At 57.1% G+C, this 16,899-nt stretch carries 17 protein-coding genes and 1 pseudogene; 6 read left to right on the top strand and 12 right to left on the bottom strand.

The window, feature by feature from the left end; translation table 11 throughout:
* Window positions 1-13: 13 nt before the first annotated feature.
* The 7 genes from paaA to paaF form a co-directional block, all read right to left on the bottom strand.
* Window positions 14-1,006, bottom strand: coding sequence for a 1,2-phenylacetyl-CoA epoxidase subunit PaaA (gene paaA, locus PSES9_RS0117250; RefSeq protein ID WP_010489034.1), 993 nt, complete (start codon window positions 1,004-1,006; stop codon window positions 14-16).
* A 212-nt stretch (window positions 1,007-1,218) separates the two neighbouring features.
* On the bottom strand, window positions 1,219-2,529 hold the full coding sequence (paaK, locus tag PSES9_RS0117245) for a phenylacetate--CoA ligase PaaK (protein WP_010489033.1): 1,311 nt from the start codon (window positions 2,527-2,529) through the stop codon (window positions 1,219-1,221).
* 96 nt (window positions 2,530-2,625) lie between these two features.
* Window positions 2,626-3,831, bottom strand: a complete 1,206-nt coding sequence (gene pcaF / locus PSES9_RS0117240; RefSeq protein WP_010489032.1) for a 3-oxoadipyl-CoA thiolase — start codon at window positions 3,829-3,831, stop codon at window positions 2,626-2,628.
* Entirely contained in the window at window positions 3,824-4,273 is a 450-nt protein-coding gene (paaI, locus tag PSES9_RS0117235; protein WP_010489031.1) for a hydroxyphenylacetyl-CoA thioesterase PaaI, read from the bottom strand. The genes pcaF and paaI overlap by 8 nt, the downstream gene beginning before the upstream one ends.
* Window positions 4,266-5,786, bottom strand: coding sequence for a 3-hydroxyacyl-CoA dehydrogenase PaaH (gene paaH, locus PSES9_RS0117230; protein WP_010489029.1), 1,521 nt, complete (start codon window positions 5,784-5,786; stop codon window positions 4,266-4,268). The genes paaI and paaH overlap by 8 nt, the downstream gene beginning before the upstream one ends.
* Before the next feature lie 2 nt (window positions 5,787-5,788).
* Entirely contained in the window at window positions 5,789-6,580 is a 792-nt protein-coding gene (gene paaG / locus PSES9_RS0117225; protein WP_010489027.1) for a 2-(1,2-epoxy-1,2-dihydrophenyl)acetyl-CoA isomerase PaaG, read from the bottom strand.
* 40 nt (window positions 6,581-6,620) lie between these two features.
* The gene (paaF, locus tag PSES9_RS0117220; RefSeq protein ID WP_010489025.1) at window positions 6,621-7,394 is read right to left on the bottom strand and encodes a 2,3-dehydroadipyl-CoA hydratase PaaF; all 774 of its coding nucleotides are present in this window, start codon (window positions 7,392-7,394) and stop codon (window positions 6,621-6,623) included.
* 591 nt (window positions 7,395-7,985) lie between these two features.
* On the opposite strand from paaF, the gene paaY reads away from it, so the two are divergent.
* The 6 genes and pseudogenes from paaY to PSES9_RS25400 form a co-directional block, all read left to right on the top strand.
* On the top strand, window positions 7,986-8,582 hold the full coding sequence (gene paaY, locus PSES9_RS0117210; protein WP_010489022.1) for a phenylacetic acid degradation protein PaaY: 597 nt from the start codon (window positions 7,986-7,988) through the stop codon (window positions 8,580-8,582).
* A 79-nt stretch (window positions 8,583-8,661) separates the two neighbouring features.
* Window positions 8,662-9,585 (top strand): phenylacetic acid degradation operon negative regulatory protein PaaX, encoded by a 924-nt coding sequence (gene paaX, locus PSES9_RS0117205; RefSeq protein ID WP_010489021.1) that lies wholly within the window; start codon window positions 8,662-8,664, stop codon window positions 9,583-9,585.
* 107 nt (window positions 9,586-9,692) lie between these two features.
* Window positions 9,693-10,610, top strand: a complete 918-nt coding sequence (feaR, locus tag PSES9_RS0117200) for a transcriptional regulator FeaR (protein WP_010489020.1) — start codon at window positions 9,693-9,695, stop codon at window positions 10,608-10,610.
* Window positions 10,611-10,915: 305 nt separating this feature from the next.
* Entirely contained in the window at window positions 10,916-11,314 is a 399-nt protein-coding gene (locus tag PSES9_RS0117195; protein ID WP_036988315.1) for a c-type cytochrome, read from the top strand.
* 103 nt (window positions 11,315-11,417) lie between these two features.
* A complete protein-coding gene (locus PSES9_RS0117190) occupies window positions 11,418-12,905 on the top strand; it encodes an aldehyde dehydrogenase family protein (RefSeq protein WP_010489018.1) in 1,488 nt (495 codons plus the stop codon).
* Window positions 12,906-13,070: 165 nt separating this feature from the next.
* A pseudogene (locus PSES9_RS25400) lies at window positions 13,071-13,187 on the top strand (IS110 family transposase); the annotation flags it as partial.
* Between the two features lie 214 nt (window positions 13,188-13,401).
* Here PSES9_RS25400 and PSES9_RS0117180 read toward each other — a convergent pair.
* From PSES9_RS0117180 to PSES9_RS0117160, 5 genes are read right to left on the bottom strand one after another with little or no spacing between them, the layout of a single operon-like run.
* The gene (locus tag PSES9_RS0117180; protein ID WP_010489017.1) at window positions 13,402-13,923 is read right to left on the bottom strand and encodes a c-type cytochrome; all 522 of its coding nucleotides are present in this window, start codon (window positions 13,921-13,923) and stop codon (window positions 13,402-13,404) included.
* Window positions 13,924-13,930: 7 nt separating this feature from the next.
* Complete coding sequence (locus tag PSES9_RS0117175; RefSeq protein ID WP_010489016.1) at window positions 13,931-14,452, bottom strand: methylamine dehydrogenase light chain; 522 nt, start codon at window positions 14,450-14,452, stop codon at window positions 13,931-13,933.
* An 18-nt stretch (window positions 14,453-14,470) separates the two neighbouring features.
* Entirely contained in the window at window positions 14,471-15,085 is a 615-nt protein-coding gene (mauD, locus tag PSES9_RS0117170) for a methylamine dehydrogenase accessory protein MauD (protein WP_010489015.1), read from the bottom strand.
* 3 nt (window positions 15,086-15,088) lie between these two features.
* Window positions 15,089-15,628 (bottom strand): MauE/DoxX family redox-associated membrane protein, encoded by a 540-nt coding sequence (locus PSES9_RS0117165; RefSeq protein WP_010489013.1) that lies wholly within the window; start codon window positions 15,626-15,628, stop codon window positions 15,089-15,091.
* Window positions 15,629-15,639: 11 nt separating this feature from the next.
* Window positions 15,640-16,791, bottom strand: a complete 1,152-nt coding sequence (locus PSES9_RS0117160) for an amine dehydrogenase large subunit (protein ID WP_010489011.1) — start codon at window positions 16,789-16,791, stop codon at window positions 15,640-15,642.
* Between the last annotated feature and the right edge of the window lie 108 nt (window positions 16,792-16,899).

Genomic DNA, 16,899 nt, shown 5'->3' with positions numbered 1-16,899 from the left:
TCTCCTCGCGCGATCAGGCGACGTCGCGTTTTAGTTGTTGTTTGCGGGCGTAGGCGACAGCAGCTTCGCGAACCCAGGCGCCATTCTCGATGGCGCTGCGGCGTTGGTTTACGCGCTCCTGATTGCAAGGGCCGTTGCCTTTGAGCACTTCATAGAATTCATCCCACTGGATCTCACCGAAGTCGTAGTGGCCGCGTTCGGCGTTCCACTTCAGGTCCGGGTCAGGTGCGGTGCAGCCAAGCAATTCCAGTTGCGGTACTGTCTGGTCGATAAAGCGCTGGCGCAGTTCATCGTTGCTCTGGCGTTTGATTTTCCAGGCCATCGACTGCGCGCTGTTCGGTGAATGCTCGTCGCTTGGGCCAAACATCATCAACGACGGCCACCACAGGCGGTTGATTGCATCCTGGACCATGTCTTTCTGTGCCTGGGTGCCTTCTTGCATCATCGTCAGGAGCATTTGATAGCCCTGGCGCTGGTGGAAGCTCTCTTCCTTGCAGATACGCACCATGGCCCGCGAGTAGGGGCCGTATGAGGTGCGCTGCAGTACCACCTGGTTAACGATGGCTGCACCGTCTACCAGCCAGCCAACCGCACCCATGTCGGCCCAGCTCAAGGTCGGGTAATTGAAGATGCTGGAGTACTTGGCCTTGCCGTTGTGCATCTTGGCGATTTCTTCATCGCGGTCCGCGCCCAGCGTTTCCATGGCGCTGTACAGGTACAGGCCATGGCCGGCTTCGTCCTGGATTTTTGCCATCAATTGCAGTTTGCGCTTGAGGGTTGGCGCCCGGGTTACCCAGTTGCCTTCAGGAAGCATGCCGACGATTTCAGAATGGGCATGTTGGGAGATCTGGCGGATCAGGGTTTGGCGGTAGGCTTCAGGCATCCAGTTCTTGGCTTCGATCTTGATCTCTGCGTCGATGCGTTCCTGGAAGGCGCGCTCCTGAGGCTCCATTTCGTCCAATGACTTGAGACGTTTGACGCCGGTCTCAACGAGTTGTGCGTACATGCTGTGCCTCCAGCTATGACTTTGGGCTATGTTCGTGGGTGTATTTTTAAATGATACACAAATAAATATCAAACAATAATTAATGTGTCGTAATTGATTTTTTGCTTTCTGCAGGCGTGATCCGACCGATGGCGAGCGCAGGAGAGGGCGGCCAATGCTTTGCGCAGGCAAAAAAAAGCCCCGCATAAGCGGGGCAGGGATACTTGGATAACTTATGCGCTACGCTTGTCGATGACGTGGCAAGCCTTGCCTTCAGAGCGTTTCAGGCTGTTGAATGGCTTGATGACGACGCGCGTGCTGATGCCAATATGGGTCTTGATCTGCTTGGCCAGTTCGGTGCCGATCAGCTTCTGCTGGGCTTCATCCATGCCATCGAGCTCATGGCGCAGCTCGACCAGTACATCAACGCTATCAAGATTTCCATTGCGATACAGATGCATCTCATAAAACTCGGAAAGTTGTTTTATTTTTAGAACCTGCTCTTCAACTTGAGTCGGGAATACGTTGACGCCCCGGATAATCAGCATGTCGTCACTGCGACCGGTGATCTTGTCCATCCTGCGCATCGGGCGCGCTGTGCCCGGCAACAGGCGAGTGAGATCGCGCGTGCGGTAGCGGATCATTGGCAGCGCTTCCTTGCTCAGGGAGGTGAACACCAGCTCACCCAGTTGGCCATCTGGCAGTACCTGGCCTGTTACCGGGTCGATGATTTCGGGGTAGAAATGATCTTCCCAGATGGTTGGGCCATCCTTGGTTTCGGCGCACTCCATGGCGACGCCAGGCCCCATGATTTCAGACAGGCCGTAGATATCCAGCGCCGTGATGCCCAGGCGCTGTTCAATGGAGCGGCGCAGTTCGTCAGTCCATGGCTCGGCGCCAAAAATTCCCAAGCGCAATGCGAGCTTGTGCGGATCGAGGCCCTGGCGTTCAATTTCGTCGGCCAGGTTGAGCATGTATGAAGGCGTGACCATGATGATGTCCGGCTGGAAATCACGAATCAGCTGGACTTGCTTCTCGGTCTGTCCGCCTGACATCGGAATCACGGTGCAACCCAGCCGCTCGGCACCGTAATGTGCACCCAGGCCACCGGTGAAAAGACCATAACCGTAAGAGATGTGCACCTTGTCGCCGCGTCGGCCGCCTGCTGCACGAATCGAGCGGGCAACCACATTGGCCCAGGTGTCGATATCGTTCTGGGTGTAGCCAACCACTGTTGGTTTGCCGGTGGTGCCGCTGGAGGCGTGTACCCGAACTATTTCGGATTGAGGTACAGCAAACATGCCGAATGGATAGTTGTCGCGCAGATCACTTTTGCCGGTAAAGGGAAACTTGGCCAGGTCATCCAGGGTTTTCAGGTCGTCGGGGTGTACGCCCAGTTCATCGAAGCGCTGACGATAGAGCGGAACATTCTGGTAGGCATGTTTAAGGCTCCAGCGCATGCGCTCGAGCTGATGCTGGCGCAGGGCATCGATGCTGTAGGTTTCGACCGGATCAAGCAAGGCATGTTGGGCGTTCATATTCATGACATCACTCTATTTATTTTTGTGTGACAGCAAGCCAGGCTGCTGAAACTTGAGGCAGCGTAGCCGCATCGGGATACTTGGGCTAGGCCTGCCAGATCACAGGCGTTCAATGATCATGGCGATGCCTTGGCCGACACCAATACACATGGTGCAAAGCGCATAGCGAGCCTGGCGATCTTCCAGTTCGTTAAGGGCAGTTGTGACCAGGCGAGCTCCGCTCATGCCCAGTGGATGGCCAAGGGCAATGGCGCCCCCATTGGGGTTGACCCGGGTGTCATCATCGTCCAGGCCGAGCTCGCGCAACACCGCCAAGCCCTGTGCTGCAAAGGCTTCGTTGAGCTCGATAACGTCCATATCGTTTAGCGACAGGCCGGTGAGCTCCAGTACCTTGCGGGTGGCGGGTACCGGGCCTATACCCATGATGCGTGGCTCGACGCCCGCGGTTGCCATGCCGACAATTCGCCCGCGAGCCTTGAGACCGTGACGCTGGGCGGCGGTACTGCTGGCGAGAAGCAGGGCACAGGCGCCATCGTTGACCCCGGAAGCATTACCGGCGGTAATGCTGCCACCTTCGCGAAAAGGCGCCCGCAGTTTGGCCAGTTGTTCGGCTGTGGTATCGCCGCGCGGATGTTCGTCTTGCTCTATTACCTTTTCCGGGCCTTTGCGTTGGGCAATGCGCACCGGGACGATTTCCCGCGCCAGGCGGCCATTGGCTTGTGCGGCGGCTGCACGTCGTTGACTGCGCAATGCAAAAGCGTCCTGATCCTCGCGGGTGATTGCGAACTGCTGGGCAACATTTTCGGCGGTTTCGGGCATCGAGTCAGTGCCGAACCGCGCTTGCAGTTGCGGGTTGATAAAGCGCCAGCCAATGGTGGTATCAAAGAGTTCGGCAGAGCGGCCAAAAGCCTGGTCGGATTTGCCCATGACAAAGGGCGCGCGCGACATGGACTCGACACCACCGGCGATCATCAGGCCAGCCTCGTTGCAGCGCAGGGCACGAGCCGCATTGCCGATAGCGTCCATGCCCGAGCCGCAAAGACGGTTGAGAGTGGTGCCCGGCACTGTGACCGCCAGGCCGGCGAGCAGTGCTGACATGCGGGCAACGTTGCGGTTGTCCTCGCCAGCCTGATTGGCGCAGCCATAGATCACATCATCGATTCTCGACCAATCGACCTGCGGATTGCGTTCTATCAGGGCGCGGATCGGGATGGCGCCCAGGTCATCGGCGCGCACGCTGGACAGGGCGCCGGCATAGCGTCCGATGGGGGTTCGCACTGCATCAATAATCAAGGCGTCAGTCATGTGCAATCTCCTGCGCGAGTACCGTGCCGCGCACTTTGTAGGATTTTCCGTGGAACAGGGCGATCAGCTCGCCCTGCTGGTTTTCAATTCGCACGTCATAATTGCCGGTGCGGCCACCACGGCTTTGCTCGACGGCATGGGCTTTGAGTGTGTCGCCGACAAATCCAGGAGCGATGTAGTCAATGCTGCAGCCGAGCGCGACTGTGGTTTCGTTATAGGTATTGCAAGCCATGGCAAAGGCCGAGTCGGCCAGGGCAAACAAGTAGCCGCCATGGCAGGTGCCGACGCCTTGAATCATGTCTTCACGCACAACCATGCTGACCACGGCGGTGCCGGGGCCGCTTTGCTCCACGCGCATGCCCATGCGCTGGCTGGCTATATCGCGGTTGAACAGGCTTTCAGTGCAGGCTTGGGCCAGTGAGATAGCAGGCTGGTCAGTCATGGAAGCGGCTCCCTTCGGCAACTTTGCGGCGCAGTAACAGGGAAGGGCGATAGCGTTCTTCGCCATAGGCGCGCTGCAGGTTGTCGAGTGTCTGCAACACGGCAGGCAGGCCAATCTCATCAGCCCAGGCCAGTGGCCCCATTGGGTAATTGACGCCTGCACACATGGCCAGGTCGATATCGGTGGGCGTGCCTACATTGTGCAATGCGGCATCGGCAGCCTCGTTGGCCAGCATGGCGACAGTGCGCATAACCGCCAATCCGGGAATATCGGCCAGCAGGCTGGATTTGATTGAGCACCGCGCCAACAGGCTGACCACCTGGTCCAGGGCTTCGCGGCTGGTGTTTTGGGCGCAAGCCAGGCCAATACGAGTCGCTTTGCTGTAGTCCTTGGCCAGGTCAAGAAGCACCAGGTTGCGGTGGCCATCCTGTAGGCTGCGCTGGCAAGCCATGCGCCCGTCTGACAGGGCAACAACGGCGTCGCCAACACGTAACACGCCGCTGCCGTCGCGTTCGATGACCTTGACGCCGGCAGCCTTGATACGTCCGATCAAGCCTTGTGCAGCGCCGAGCGAGCCTTCAAGAACGCAGCTCTCTACTACCTGGCTGGCGGCGCTGAGTTCATCTGCTGCAGGCTTTGCTGCATCGGCTGCGTAGCTATAGAAGCCCTGGCCACTTTTACGGCCCAGGTGACCGGCGTCGACCAGCTCTTTCTGTACCAGTGAGGGCTGAAAGCGCATGTCGTTGTAATAGGCGTTGAACACCGAGCAAGTAACCGCATAGTTGACATCGTGGCCGATCAGGTCGGTCAACTCGAATGCACCCATGCGAAATGCTCCGGCTTCACGCATCAGTGCATCGAGCGTTGCGCTGCTTGCAGCACCTTCCTGCAGGGCGCGCAGGCTTTCGGCATAGAACGGCCGCGCCACGCGGTTAACAATAAAGCCGGGAGTGGAGCGTGTGTGCACGGGTTTTTTGCCCCAGGCGGCGGCTGTGCTGTGTACGCACTGGGCTATACCCGGGGCCGTTGCCAGTCCGCTAACCACTTCAACCAGCGCCATTACCGGTGCCGGGTTGAAAAAATGCATGCCGACCACCCGTTGCGGATGCTGCATGCCGGCTGCCAGCGCGGTTATCGACAGGGAAGAGGTGTTGCTGGCCAGAATGCAGTCGGCGCTGCACAAGGTTTCGAGCTGAGTGAACAGGCCGCGTTTAACCTCCAGGTTTTCGACAATCGCTTCGATGACCAGATGCGAATCAGCCAGCGCTTCGATCGAGTCGGCAGGTCGCAGGCGGGCGACAATGTCGGCGCGGTCTTGGGCATCGAGCTTGCCGTTGGCAACCCGCTTGCCCAGTTGTCGATCAATATTGGCAATTGCTTCGCCAGCCGCGCCATCGCGCATATCGAACAGCCTGACCTGATGGCCCGCCTGCGCCGCAACCTGGGCAATGCCTGCGCCCATTGCACCGGCACCAATAACAGCGATCAAGGCTTGGGTGTTGAGTGCTTGCATGCTCATTTACCCTTGAACTGCGGCGTGGTCTTGTTCATGAAGGCACTCACGCCTTCACGGTAGTCCTCGCTGCGGCCTGCTAAGCGTTGAAGGTCGCGCTCCAGTTCGAGTTGTTCGTCGAAACTGTTGTGCATGCTTGCATTGAGCGCGCGCTTGATCAGCGCCAGGCCATAGGTTGGCTGGGTGGCCAGGTGGCGTGCCAGCTTGAGTGCTTCATCGCGCAGTTCGTTGTCTTCGACCACCCGATAGATCAAGCCCAACTGCTCGGCTTGTTCTGCGCTGATACGCTCACCCAGCAAGGCCAGCGCCTTGGCCTTGGCCATGCCAACCAGGCGCGGCAAGCTCCAGGTACCGCCAGAGTCGGGCACTAGGCCAATCTTGCAGAAAGCCTGGATGAAACTGGCCGAGCGCGCTGCAAGGGTCAGGTCGCAGGCTAGTGGGATATTGGCGCCCGCGCCTGCAGCTACGCCGTTAACGGCGCAGATCACCGGCATTGGCAGGTCGCGCAGCGTGCGAATCATAGGGTTGTAGTATTTCTCGATCGACTCGCCCAGGTCCGGCATGGCGCTGCCTGGTGCAACGTTGCGATCGCTCAGATCCTGGCCTGCACAAAAGCCCCGGCCTTCGCCTGTAAGCAGCAGCACCCGGGCTTCATCGCTGGCGCGCACCTGTTTCAACGCTTCACGTACTTCAAGGTGCATCTGTGTATTGAAGCTGTTGAGTTGTCCCGGCCGATTGAGACTCAGCGTGGCAACGCCATTGTCGATTGAAAATAAGATATGTTCGAAACTCATTACAGTAACGCTCTCTGTAAAACCTTGGGGAGGGCTGCAGTTATTGGCCGGTGAAGTTCGCCCGGCGTTTTTCCTGGAAGGCGCAAATGCCTTCTTCGCGATCCTGGGTGCCAGCCAATACCGTGAACGCGTGGCGTTCAAAGCGCAGGCCACTGGCCAGGTCTGTGTCTTGCGCCTTGAGAAGGGCTTCCTTGGCCAGGCGTACCGCCAGTGGAGCCTTTTGGGCGATCAGGCGGGCAAGCTCGATAGCGCGCTCGATGGTCAGTTCGGGTTGGGTGACTTCGCTGACCAGGCCTGCGCGCTGCGCGTGGCGTGCATCAATGGCGATACCGGAAAGCACCATTTGCATTGCCAGTGACTTACCGACAGCCCGAAGCAGGCGCTGGGTTCCACCGGCTCCGGGCATGATTCCAAGATTGATTTCTGGCTGGCCGAAGCGCGCATCTTCGCCGGCGATAACGATGTCCGCATGCATCACCAGCTCGCATCCACCACCAAGGGCAAAGCCATTTACTGCGGCTATAAGCGGCTTGCTAAATGAACTGATGGCTTGCCAGTGGCTTACGCGTGGGTCGTTGAGGATGCCGACAAGATCGCGCTCGGCCATCTCGTTAATGTCAGCCCCGGCAGCAAATGCCTTGCGACTGCCGGTCAGTACCACTACGCGGGTGCCCGGGTCTTGTTCGACGGCTGCAAGTTCTGCTGCCAGTTCACCCAGCAACTGTGTATTGAGGGCGTTCATCGCTTCTGGACGATGCAGGGTGATAAGTCTTACGCCGTGTTCGGTCGGAGTGACTTTCAACATTTGAGGCATGTAGCTGTCCTCATGGTGCACGGCAGTAGCCGGGTGATTGTTGGTTTTATAGGTTCTCGGGCAGGTACAGGAACTGGCGCGCTACCGATGAGAATGAGTCGAGTATACGTATGAAGCGATACAAAACAATATGAAAATATATTTTTTTTGTGTCTTAAATTTGGAATGGGTCCATCCAGGTACTCGTATAGAGCCGCTGTTATCAGGCTCTATAGGCCAGGATTTATCGGGTCAAGGAGCTGTGTAAGCCTTGATTAGGCTTTAAGTGATACACAATTGTTGTTTTTGTGCTTGAATTTTGATCTGATACAAAAAATATAAAAAAGCAGCTAATGGCATGTTGCTTTCACTGCGCAAGGATTTCATTTATGCATTCCTCTGCTACATCCAGCGCCGAGGTTCAATTGGACAGGCATCGCCGCTTGCTTGATCAGGTCTTGCAGGCTGCCAGCCCTTCAGAAGCCGCTAATGCCTCGTCAGGTAGCGCGCCGGCCAAGCCTGCGTCAGTGCAGCAGCAGTCGGACGCTTTGGTTATTCCGTGCTTTGGGGCGGCGCAAAGTCGCCGACATTTCTGGATCAGGGAGTGCAGCGATGCCGTGCTACAGCATTAACGGGCTGAGGCCGGTGGTGGATCCCACCGCCTACGTACACCCAACGGCCGTGCTCATTGGTGATGTGGTCATTGGCCCCGGTTGTTATGTCGGCCCCTTGGCCAGTCTGCGGGGGGATTTCGGCAGGATACTGCTGGAGCAGGGCGCCAATATTCAGGACACCTGCGTGATGCACGGCTTTCCGGATAGCGACACAGTGATTGCGCGCAATGGTCATGTCGGACACGGCGCTGTACTCCATGGCTGCCGCATTGGTGAAAACGTGCTGGTCGGCATGAATGCAGTGGTAATGGATGGTGCTGTCATCGCGGCAAATTCATTCGTTTCTGCAGCGGCCTTCGTAAAGGCAGGCTTCAGTTGTGAAGCCCAGTCGCTGGTGATGGGGGCGCCTGCCGTAACCAGGAGACGCCTGAGCGATGAGGAGGTGGCCTGGAAGTTGGCGGGAACGCGTGAGTATCAGCAATTGGCACAAAGGTGCCTTGAGCAAATGGTCGAGTGCCAACCCTTGTCAGAGGTCGAGAGCAATCGCCCGCGCCTGCAACCGGGAGCCTATCGGCCCAAGGATGACAGTTTGTGACTGACGGGCCGGCGCTGAAGATAGTCAGGTTATCTGCCAAGCGGGTATATTCGGCATCATTTTTCGAGGTCGGCTCTGTATGACGTCTTTACCCCCGCTGCAACAACTGATCACGCGCTTCCAGGAGCAGACGCCCATCCGTGCCAGTTCGTTGATCATCACCCTGTATGGTGATGCGATCGAGCCGCACGGTGGCACGGTCTGGCTCGGCAGTCTGATTCAGTTGCTGGAGCCAATGGGGATAAATGAGCGTCTGATCCGTACTTCTATTTTCCGGCTTGCAAAAGATGGCTGGTTGTCCGCCGAAAAAGTAGGCAGGCGCAGCTATTACAGCCTCACCGGAGCGGGTCGCAGGCGGTTCGAAAAAGCCTTCAAGCGTGTCTACAGCGCGAGCTTGCCAGCCTGGGATGGTTCTTGGTGCCTGCTTTTGCTGACCCAGCTTGACCCGGAAAAGCGCAAGCAGGTGCGCGAGGAATTCGAGTGGCAGGGTTTTGGTGCAATCTCGCCGTTGATGCTGGCATGCCCGAGTAGCGATCGCAGTGATGTCGCCACCAGCCTGCAGGAACTGGGTGTGCTCGAAGACACCATCATGTTCGAGACCAAGGCCCAGGATGTGCTGGCTTCGAAGGCACTGCGCAAGCAGGTGCGCGAGAGTTGGGACATGAATGAACTGGCTGCGCACTACAGTGAGTTCATCAAGATGTTCCGGCCGCTGTGGCAGGTGCTGCGCGAGCAGGAAGTGCTTGAGCCTTCCGACTGTTTCCTGGCGCGAACATTGCTTATTCATGAATACCGCAAGTTATTGCTGCGTGACCCCCAGCTTCCCCATGAACTACTCCCGGGGGATTGGGAAGGGCGAGCAGCGCGCCAGTTGTGCCGAAATATCTACCGGCTGATCTACAGCAAGGCCGAGCAATGGCTCAACACCAGTTTGAAAACGGCCGATGGCCCGCTACCAGAGGTCGGAGAAGGGTTTTACCAGCGCTTTGGTGGGCTGAAATAGCTACAGAATGTGGTATTAATATCGACGCTTGATTCATCAAGTGTTGTTGTACATTTTTAGGGTGACGTAGATCGCTCTAACAAGAATAAAAACGTGAGGCCTGCGTGATGGCGACTGCATACGCACAAAGAGCTGACAGCTTTGATCAATGGTTGACCCACATTAATCAGGTGTGTGGGAACTTTCGCGCCAAGACATTGGGCGGCGAGTTTTTTGGTGCAGTGCGCGAGCATAAAGCCGGCGCCATAAAGCTCAGTTTTGTCGATGTCGCACAGGCCAAGCTTTATCGCACCGGGCATGAAGTGGAACAAAGTGAAGGTTCGCACTTCTACGCAGCATTCCAGTTGCACGGCCAGGCGAACATGGAGCAGGAAGGCAAGCGCCTGGTCATGCGCCCCGGCGATATCACCCTGATTGATGCCACCCTGCCCAGCGAATTTACCTACGAACACAACTCGCGCCAGCTTTCGTTGATCCTGCCGCGACGCATGGTTGAGCAGAACATGCGCTTTGGTCGTGTGCAATGCGCGCAAAAAATTTCGGGCAGCTCGCCTATCGCAACCCTGGCAAACCGCCTGGTGCTTGATGCTTCGCAGCAAGAGGGCCTGAGTCTTTGCGAAAGCGAAGCCACTCTGGATGCCATTGTCAGCTTGCTACGTCCGGTTATCGGCGGCGATGAAACAGATGTCGATGTACACGAACGGATGTTCCGCAAGTGCATCGGCTTTATTGACGAGTACATCTGTCGCGACGATTTGTGTCCTGAACTCCTGGCCCGTGAAGTGGGTGTGTCGGTGCGTGGCCTGTACCGCCTGTTTTCTAAAAAGGGTCTGGTGGTTGCGCAATACATCAAGAATCGGCGGCTGGATTTTTGTGCCGAGTCGCTGCGCCATTCCAGTGCCGAGCAGAAGCTTTCGGCGCTCGGATATGCCTGGGGCTTTTCCGACTCGAGCTATTTCTCAACCGCATTTAAAAACCGTTTTGGCGTTTCGCCTGGTGAATACCGCAAGCGATATCACCACTGATGCAGCGCTCCTGTAATCCATCACCGATTGCAGGTTGTATCCGGTTGCTCCCTCTCTCCAGCACTTAGTCAGCCTGCTTTAGCCAGGCTTGCGCTAGGTCTTCGCGTACCTGCGTTCCAAGGATTGGCAGACTTGCCAACATGAATGGCAGGCAGGAAAAACCCTGCACCTGTGCCAGCAGTGAAAATCAGAGTGTCATTGCGCTTACTTCATATGGACCGCCGGACTGTCCGCATGATTGAGGCATGTATTTGAATTTCACGCTGGCCAATGGCGCCAGCGCTCTGTTTCGAGGTGTTGGGGTTATGCAAAAAACTGGATTGAGCCTGCATTTGGCGGGGCTTGTGTTTCTGCTGGCAATGCAGGGCGCGCATGCCGCGAATAATTGCTCCGCCGAACAGGCACAGCAGGGCAACACCTTGTTTGATACCGATTGCTCTGTATGCCACTCCGCGAAAAAAGGCGTGGAAGGCATGATGGGGCCAAATCTGTTTGGTGTTGTGGGGCGAACCTCCGGCACCCTGCAGGGCTTCAGTTATTCGAAGGCCATGAAAGACCGGGCGCGGCCCTGGAATAACGACAGCATCCAGGCGTTCATCGCCCAGCCGCAGGCCGATGTGCCGGGCACCTACATGCCTTACATGGGCATGGACAGTGCCGAGGGGCGGGCCGCTGTTGCCTGCTACCTGAGCCTGCAGAAGTGATGGTCACTTTTCCGTTATCCAGCTTCAACTCGCATTACGGGCTGGCGTGGTGATTGAGTCGCGCGCCATTTATCCCATCCGTCAAGAATAATGAGGTCGTAACATGAGTCATGTTGAATTACTGCCGCAAGTAAAAGCCTTTCTCGCACGCCAGCACGGTTGTTTCATCAACGGTCAGTGGGTAGTGCCAGATGGCGCAACGTCTGCCGTCCTGAATCCAGCAACCGGCGAAACTATCGCCACTGTTGCCGATGCAAACCAGGATGTACTGGATCAAGCAGTTGCTGCCGCGCGCAAGGCGCACGAAGCAGGCGTCTGGTCTGGCCTGCGTCCTGCGGACCGCGAGCGTATCTTGCTCAACTTCACCGCCATGGTTGAGCAGCACGCAGAGGAGTTGGCGCAACTGGAAACCATCAGCCAGGGCAAATCGATCAATATGGCGCGCATGCTCGACGTCAACGCGACAGTTGAGTTCATGCGCTACATGTCGGGCTGGGCGACCAAGATCGAAGGTCAGACGCTTGACGTCTCCATTCCTATTCCCGAAGGCGCCAAGTTCACTGCATTTGCGCGTCGTGAGCCGGTGGGCGTGGTCGCTGGCATAGTGCCCTGGAACTTCCCCCTGATGATTGCCTCATGGAAGTTGATGCCAGCCCTGGCATGCGGCTGCACCATGGTGATCAAACCTTCGACAGAAACCCCGCTCACTGCACTGCGTTTGGTTGAGTTGGCTTATGAGGCGGGTATTCCTGCTGGTGTATTCAACCTGGTAACCGGTGGCGGCAATATTGGTGCTGCATTGGCCGCGCACACTGGTATCGACAAGGTTTCGTTCACCGGTTCCACTGCGGTTGGCAAGAGCGTTGGTGTTGCCGCGGTGCAAAACATGACCCGCTTTGCGCTTGAGCTGGGCGGCAAGAATCCGATGGTTATCCTGCAGGATGCCGATATTGGCAAAGCCATTGAGGGCGCCTTGCTTGGTGGCTTGCTCAATAATGGCCAGGTGTGTGCGGCGGCTTCGCGCTTCTATGTGCACCGCTCGCGTTACGACGAGTTTGTCCAAGGCCTGGCGGCAGCAGTTTCAGGCATGCCGATTGGCGCAGGTCTTGATCAGAATGCAGCAATCAATCCTCTGGTGTCGCACAAGCAACAGCAAAGCGTACTAAAACATATCGAGCAAGCTCGTGTTGATGGCGCTCGAGTTGTAACAGGCGGGACTCCTGTTGAAGGAGCAGGTTTCTTCGTGCGTCCGACAGTCCTGGCTGATGTGACCCAGGCCATGGCGGTGTCCAAGGCAGAAGTGTTCGGACCGGTTCTATCGGTCATTCCTTTTGATACCGAGGAAGAAGCCATTGGCATGGCCAACGACAGCGAATACGGTCTTGCCGCCAGCCTCTGGACCAATGACCTTACCAAGGCGATGAACCTTGTGCCGAAGATTCATGCCGGTACTGTCTGGGTCAACGCCCATGTGCTGCTTGATCCGAACATGCCATTCGGTGGCGTCAAGCAATCGGGTATGGGTCGTGAGTTTGGTCGTGCCGTGATCGAGTCCTACACGGAACTCAAGTCAGTCTGTATCGCCCACTAAGCGCTGCTATTAACTGCCAAAACCATTGGTGTTTGGCGGTTAATGAGATGGTCACCCAGACACCCTGCGAGGGCTATGCTTTCGCAGGGTGTTTTCATTCCAGAAGCCATCATCATGAGCTATTTGGCACTGGCCGGTATGGACCTCGGCTAACACAGGTTTCATCTGCACGGCCAGGATAAGCCCTGTCGGGAGATGTTTCGCAAGATGTTCTCACTACAGCAAATGATGCGCTTCTTCGCCAACCTGCCAGCGTGCATCGTGGTGATGGACGCACGCGCGGCGCACATTTAGTCAATCTGGACGAGCAGGTCAAGGTGCTGGATAAAGTGCTTTATAGGTGCGATCAAACCTTTGCCAAGCGGTAGGCAGGACGCTCGGCGGTACAGGCCCTGTTCCATGGAAGTCGAACTCGAATGGTCAGCTTGGCGCCCAACAAAAAAAGCCCTGCAAAGAGGTGCCTTGCAGGGCTGAAAAGAAGCAGTTGGGTGCGTGCTCAGTCGTCCATGCCGTCGTTTATCTCGATGCCTTGAGTGCGCATTTGTGCAATCAGTTTCGCCCGTGTGCCGGGCAGGTTGAGCATGGCTTTGTGGCGCACTGCAGCTACTTCTTCGCGGGTAAAGGGCTTGAAGTGCTCCGGTACGCTTGCGCCTGCCATGCCGTCTGGACGCATCAACCAGTTAACCAGGCTCGCAAGTTGTGCATCGTTGAGCGCTGACATGGACATGCCCGGAACGCGAATCAGAAATTCGCGGCCCCCTTCGACCTTGAGAAAATTGCCGACGAAGTCTTTCATCCTGGGCACATCGTTGGCCTTTGAGCCCATGCCGTCGCCCAGGTGGCAGCCAGCACACTGCAGCTCGTAGTTGACGTGATTGCTGTAGCCTGCTTCGGCAATGGGGGTTTGTGGCTCCTCATTGCCAGGCGCTGGACGTTGGTTGGGGCTCGGTATGGTGCGCGCCATGGCTGTCGGAACAACCAGGGCGCAGGCCAAGCCGACAACCAGCAGGCGACGCATGGCCGACCTAGACCGCAACACCACGGATTACCGAGACCGTGCAGTGATAGATGTGTGACTTAGAAGCCAGGCACCAGTTGACGTCGTTTTTGTTAAACGGACGATAGGCAGGCTCTTCACTGTCGTTGCGGGTGCAGGCGCACTGGTTGCAGCTGTGCTTACCGCAGCAATCGTTGTAGGAGATGATGTAGTCCTTGCCATCCGCCGGGTTGCGGCATGTACCTATCCAGCTTACCTGCGATGCTTCTGTGCCTGGAGGGCAGCTTGTCACGCTGCCGCCGCAGCAACTGCAGAGGAAGCCATCTACGGAGCAATAGCGCCAGTAGTCGCAGCTATTGGGATCACCCGGGTCACCGGCTTTCGGTGCTTCGGCAGCCAAGGCCTTGCCAGTCCGGTCAATAGGCAACAGCAGTGGCAGGGCGGCGCCAGCCACAAGCAGGTTACCCATGCGCGCGAGCAGTTTACGTCGCGAGGTGGTGTCCGCTACATGTCGGGAGGAGCGTTCGAACAGGAGGTCGAGTAGTTTCATGGGGATCTCCTTTCCTTATCAGTGGGCGTGAGTGTGAGGTTGGGTCTGGTTCTGGCCATGCAGGTATTGCTGCAAGGTGGCGCTGCCCAGATGCTCGGCCTCGAACAGGCTGTCGAGATGCTCACGGGAGTTGACCAGGCCTTTGGAGCGCAGGATGCCTGCCTTGTCGATCAGCGCCGCGTATGGGAGCTTGCCTATCTGGTAGGTCATGCCCACTTCTGGCCCGACGACGTAGGTGGCATCTTCAAGCTTGTGCTCGCTGATCAGTTTTTGCTGGGCATCCATGTCGCCATCGCTGATAAACACCACGTCGAGACGATCAGACTGGTCTTTGGCGATTGACTTGATTGCCGGCAACAATGATTTGCAGATAGGGCAGGTCGGGGAGAGGAAGAACAGCAGTTGACCTTTCTCGCCAGCGTAGCCGAAGTTCACCGGGCGACCCTTGCGGTCGGCGGCTGTTACCTGTGGCGCGGGTTCATTGACCGAGACGCCTTTGTCGACCATCAGTGCGCCAGCGGGCGCCAGGCGCGAGTGCAGTACGCCAATTTGGCGAACCAGGCCCATGATTGCAAAAGCCAGGGCGATCAGTAGTGCCCAGAGCAGAATGTTGGATACTATCAGGCCTTCCATAATTCACCTTCCAATAAGTTTAGCGAGACGAGGTCCGTTGGCCAGCAGGCCTTCGGCAGCAGAGTAGATAAGCAGGGCAACAGCGGCTGCGGCGATGACGACAAAGGCATCAAATGCCCCCAGGTCACGCGAGTGCGCGCTAAGGCTGGCAATAATCGCCAACAGGGCCAGTACAGCATTGCGGGCCAGTAGAATCGGGCGCAGCGGTTGGGCTTGATCGGGGCCGGAACAGCCGCAGTCAATGTCACTGCGGCCACGCCACAAGTTGATTGCAATGGCTGCGGCATACCCCATCAGCAATGCCGCCGCAGCAGGTGCAGCAAGGGCTCGGCTGGCCGGGATCAACAAGCCTAGGGCGATGACCAGCTCAAGCACCGGGATCAGGCGCGAAAGGGGGCTTACCAGCACTTTGGGCAGCAACTGGTAATCCTCGACCTGATTGGCGAATGTACTGGGCGCTCGCAATTTATGAGTCGCTGCACTGGCGAGAATCACCGCGATGGTGAGCGCGCAGGCAATGACAAAAATTGGATCGGGTTGCATGGTCGTGCCTCTTAGTGGCTCAAGACTTGGGTGGTTGTCTTGGCAAGCTTATCCATGGTGCTGCTGTATTTCCCGGTGGTGAGGTCGAAGATATCCAAACCGCCATCAATATTCGCACCCAGGAGCAAAGGCTTGTCATCGGTGGTTGCCTTCATGCTCCAAATCAGGTTTGGAGATTCCATGGTGCCGATTTTTTTCCTGGTTTTGAGATCATAGACCCATACCAGCGGGCTTGGATCTTCCCACTTGAGCGGCTCGTGCGCATCATGCATCAGCACATACAGGCGGTTGAGTTTCGGTGCGATGGCCATCATCTGCCAGCCACCTGGTGCCCAGCCAGCCTTCTTTTCTTCGTCATTGACCAGTGACCAATGTTCGAGAACCTTGGGTTCGCCGCTGGAGAAGTCGACCGGATAAACAGTGCCCAGCGTGGTGACGAAGTAATAAGTCTCGCCGAGGTTGATTGCCCGTTCGACCAGCTTGACTTCATTGGGGTTGAAGAATGGGGTGCGGGTGCGCTTGGCTTCTTTGCCGTCATCATCGAGGGTGACGACCTGTATGCTGCCGTCGCCGCACAACGAGGCAAAGCCACGCTTGCCAACCGGGTAGTTCAACACGCAGCCCGGTATCGAAATCTCCCCGGCCACGGACTTGCTTTGGGTATTGACTACAGTCACCGAAGTCGAAGGCGTGAAGTTGTAAACGTAGACGAAGCGGTCATCGGCGCTTGGTGCGATGCTGTAACGCTGGGTCAATGCCTCGGACCGTTTCGATGGAATAACCACTTCCCAGTCGGGTGCCAGGGTCGAGGTGTTCCATGCCGTCAGTACGTCGGTTCGTGTTCCCCGGACTCCACGTGAGTAGTACAGATCTGCGCTGTACAGGTACTTCTGGTCGTTGCTCAGGGTAGAAGGCGCTGCAAAGCCGGTGCTGACCATGCCAAGCATTTTTTTCTGATCGGGGTCGATCACCATTACCCGGCCGGTGACGAAGTTGTCGAACTCAACATCGACCATGTAGGCGCGATGTGGGCTGGGTGGGAAGTCCAATACCGTTGAGCCAACGCCTGGATCTGCAGGTAGCTCGGCCAATGCACTGTTGATGCCCGCAAGCGCTACACCGAGCGCCAGGGTTGACTGTGCAAGGATCCTGGTTATTCGCATAGGGGAACTCCCTTTGTATTATTGTCTGCTGGATCGCGGATTATTAAGGCACGCATGGATTCAGAGTGTGCCTTGCCAAATGGATAAAGACATTGTTGTGGCTGCCAA

The sequence above is a fragment of the Pseudomonas sp. S9 genome (genome assembly GCF_000222125.1).
Taxonomy (GTDB): Bacteria; Pseudomonadota; Gammaproteobacteria; order Pseudomonadales; family Pseudomonadaceae; genus Aquipseudomonas; species Aquipseudomonas segetis.
The sequence above is the reverse complement of the archived record's forward strand: the minus strand, read 5'-3'. Positions and strand labels throughout refer to the sequence as shown.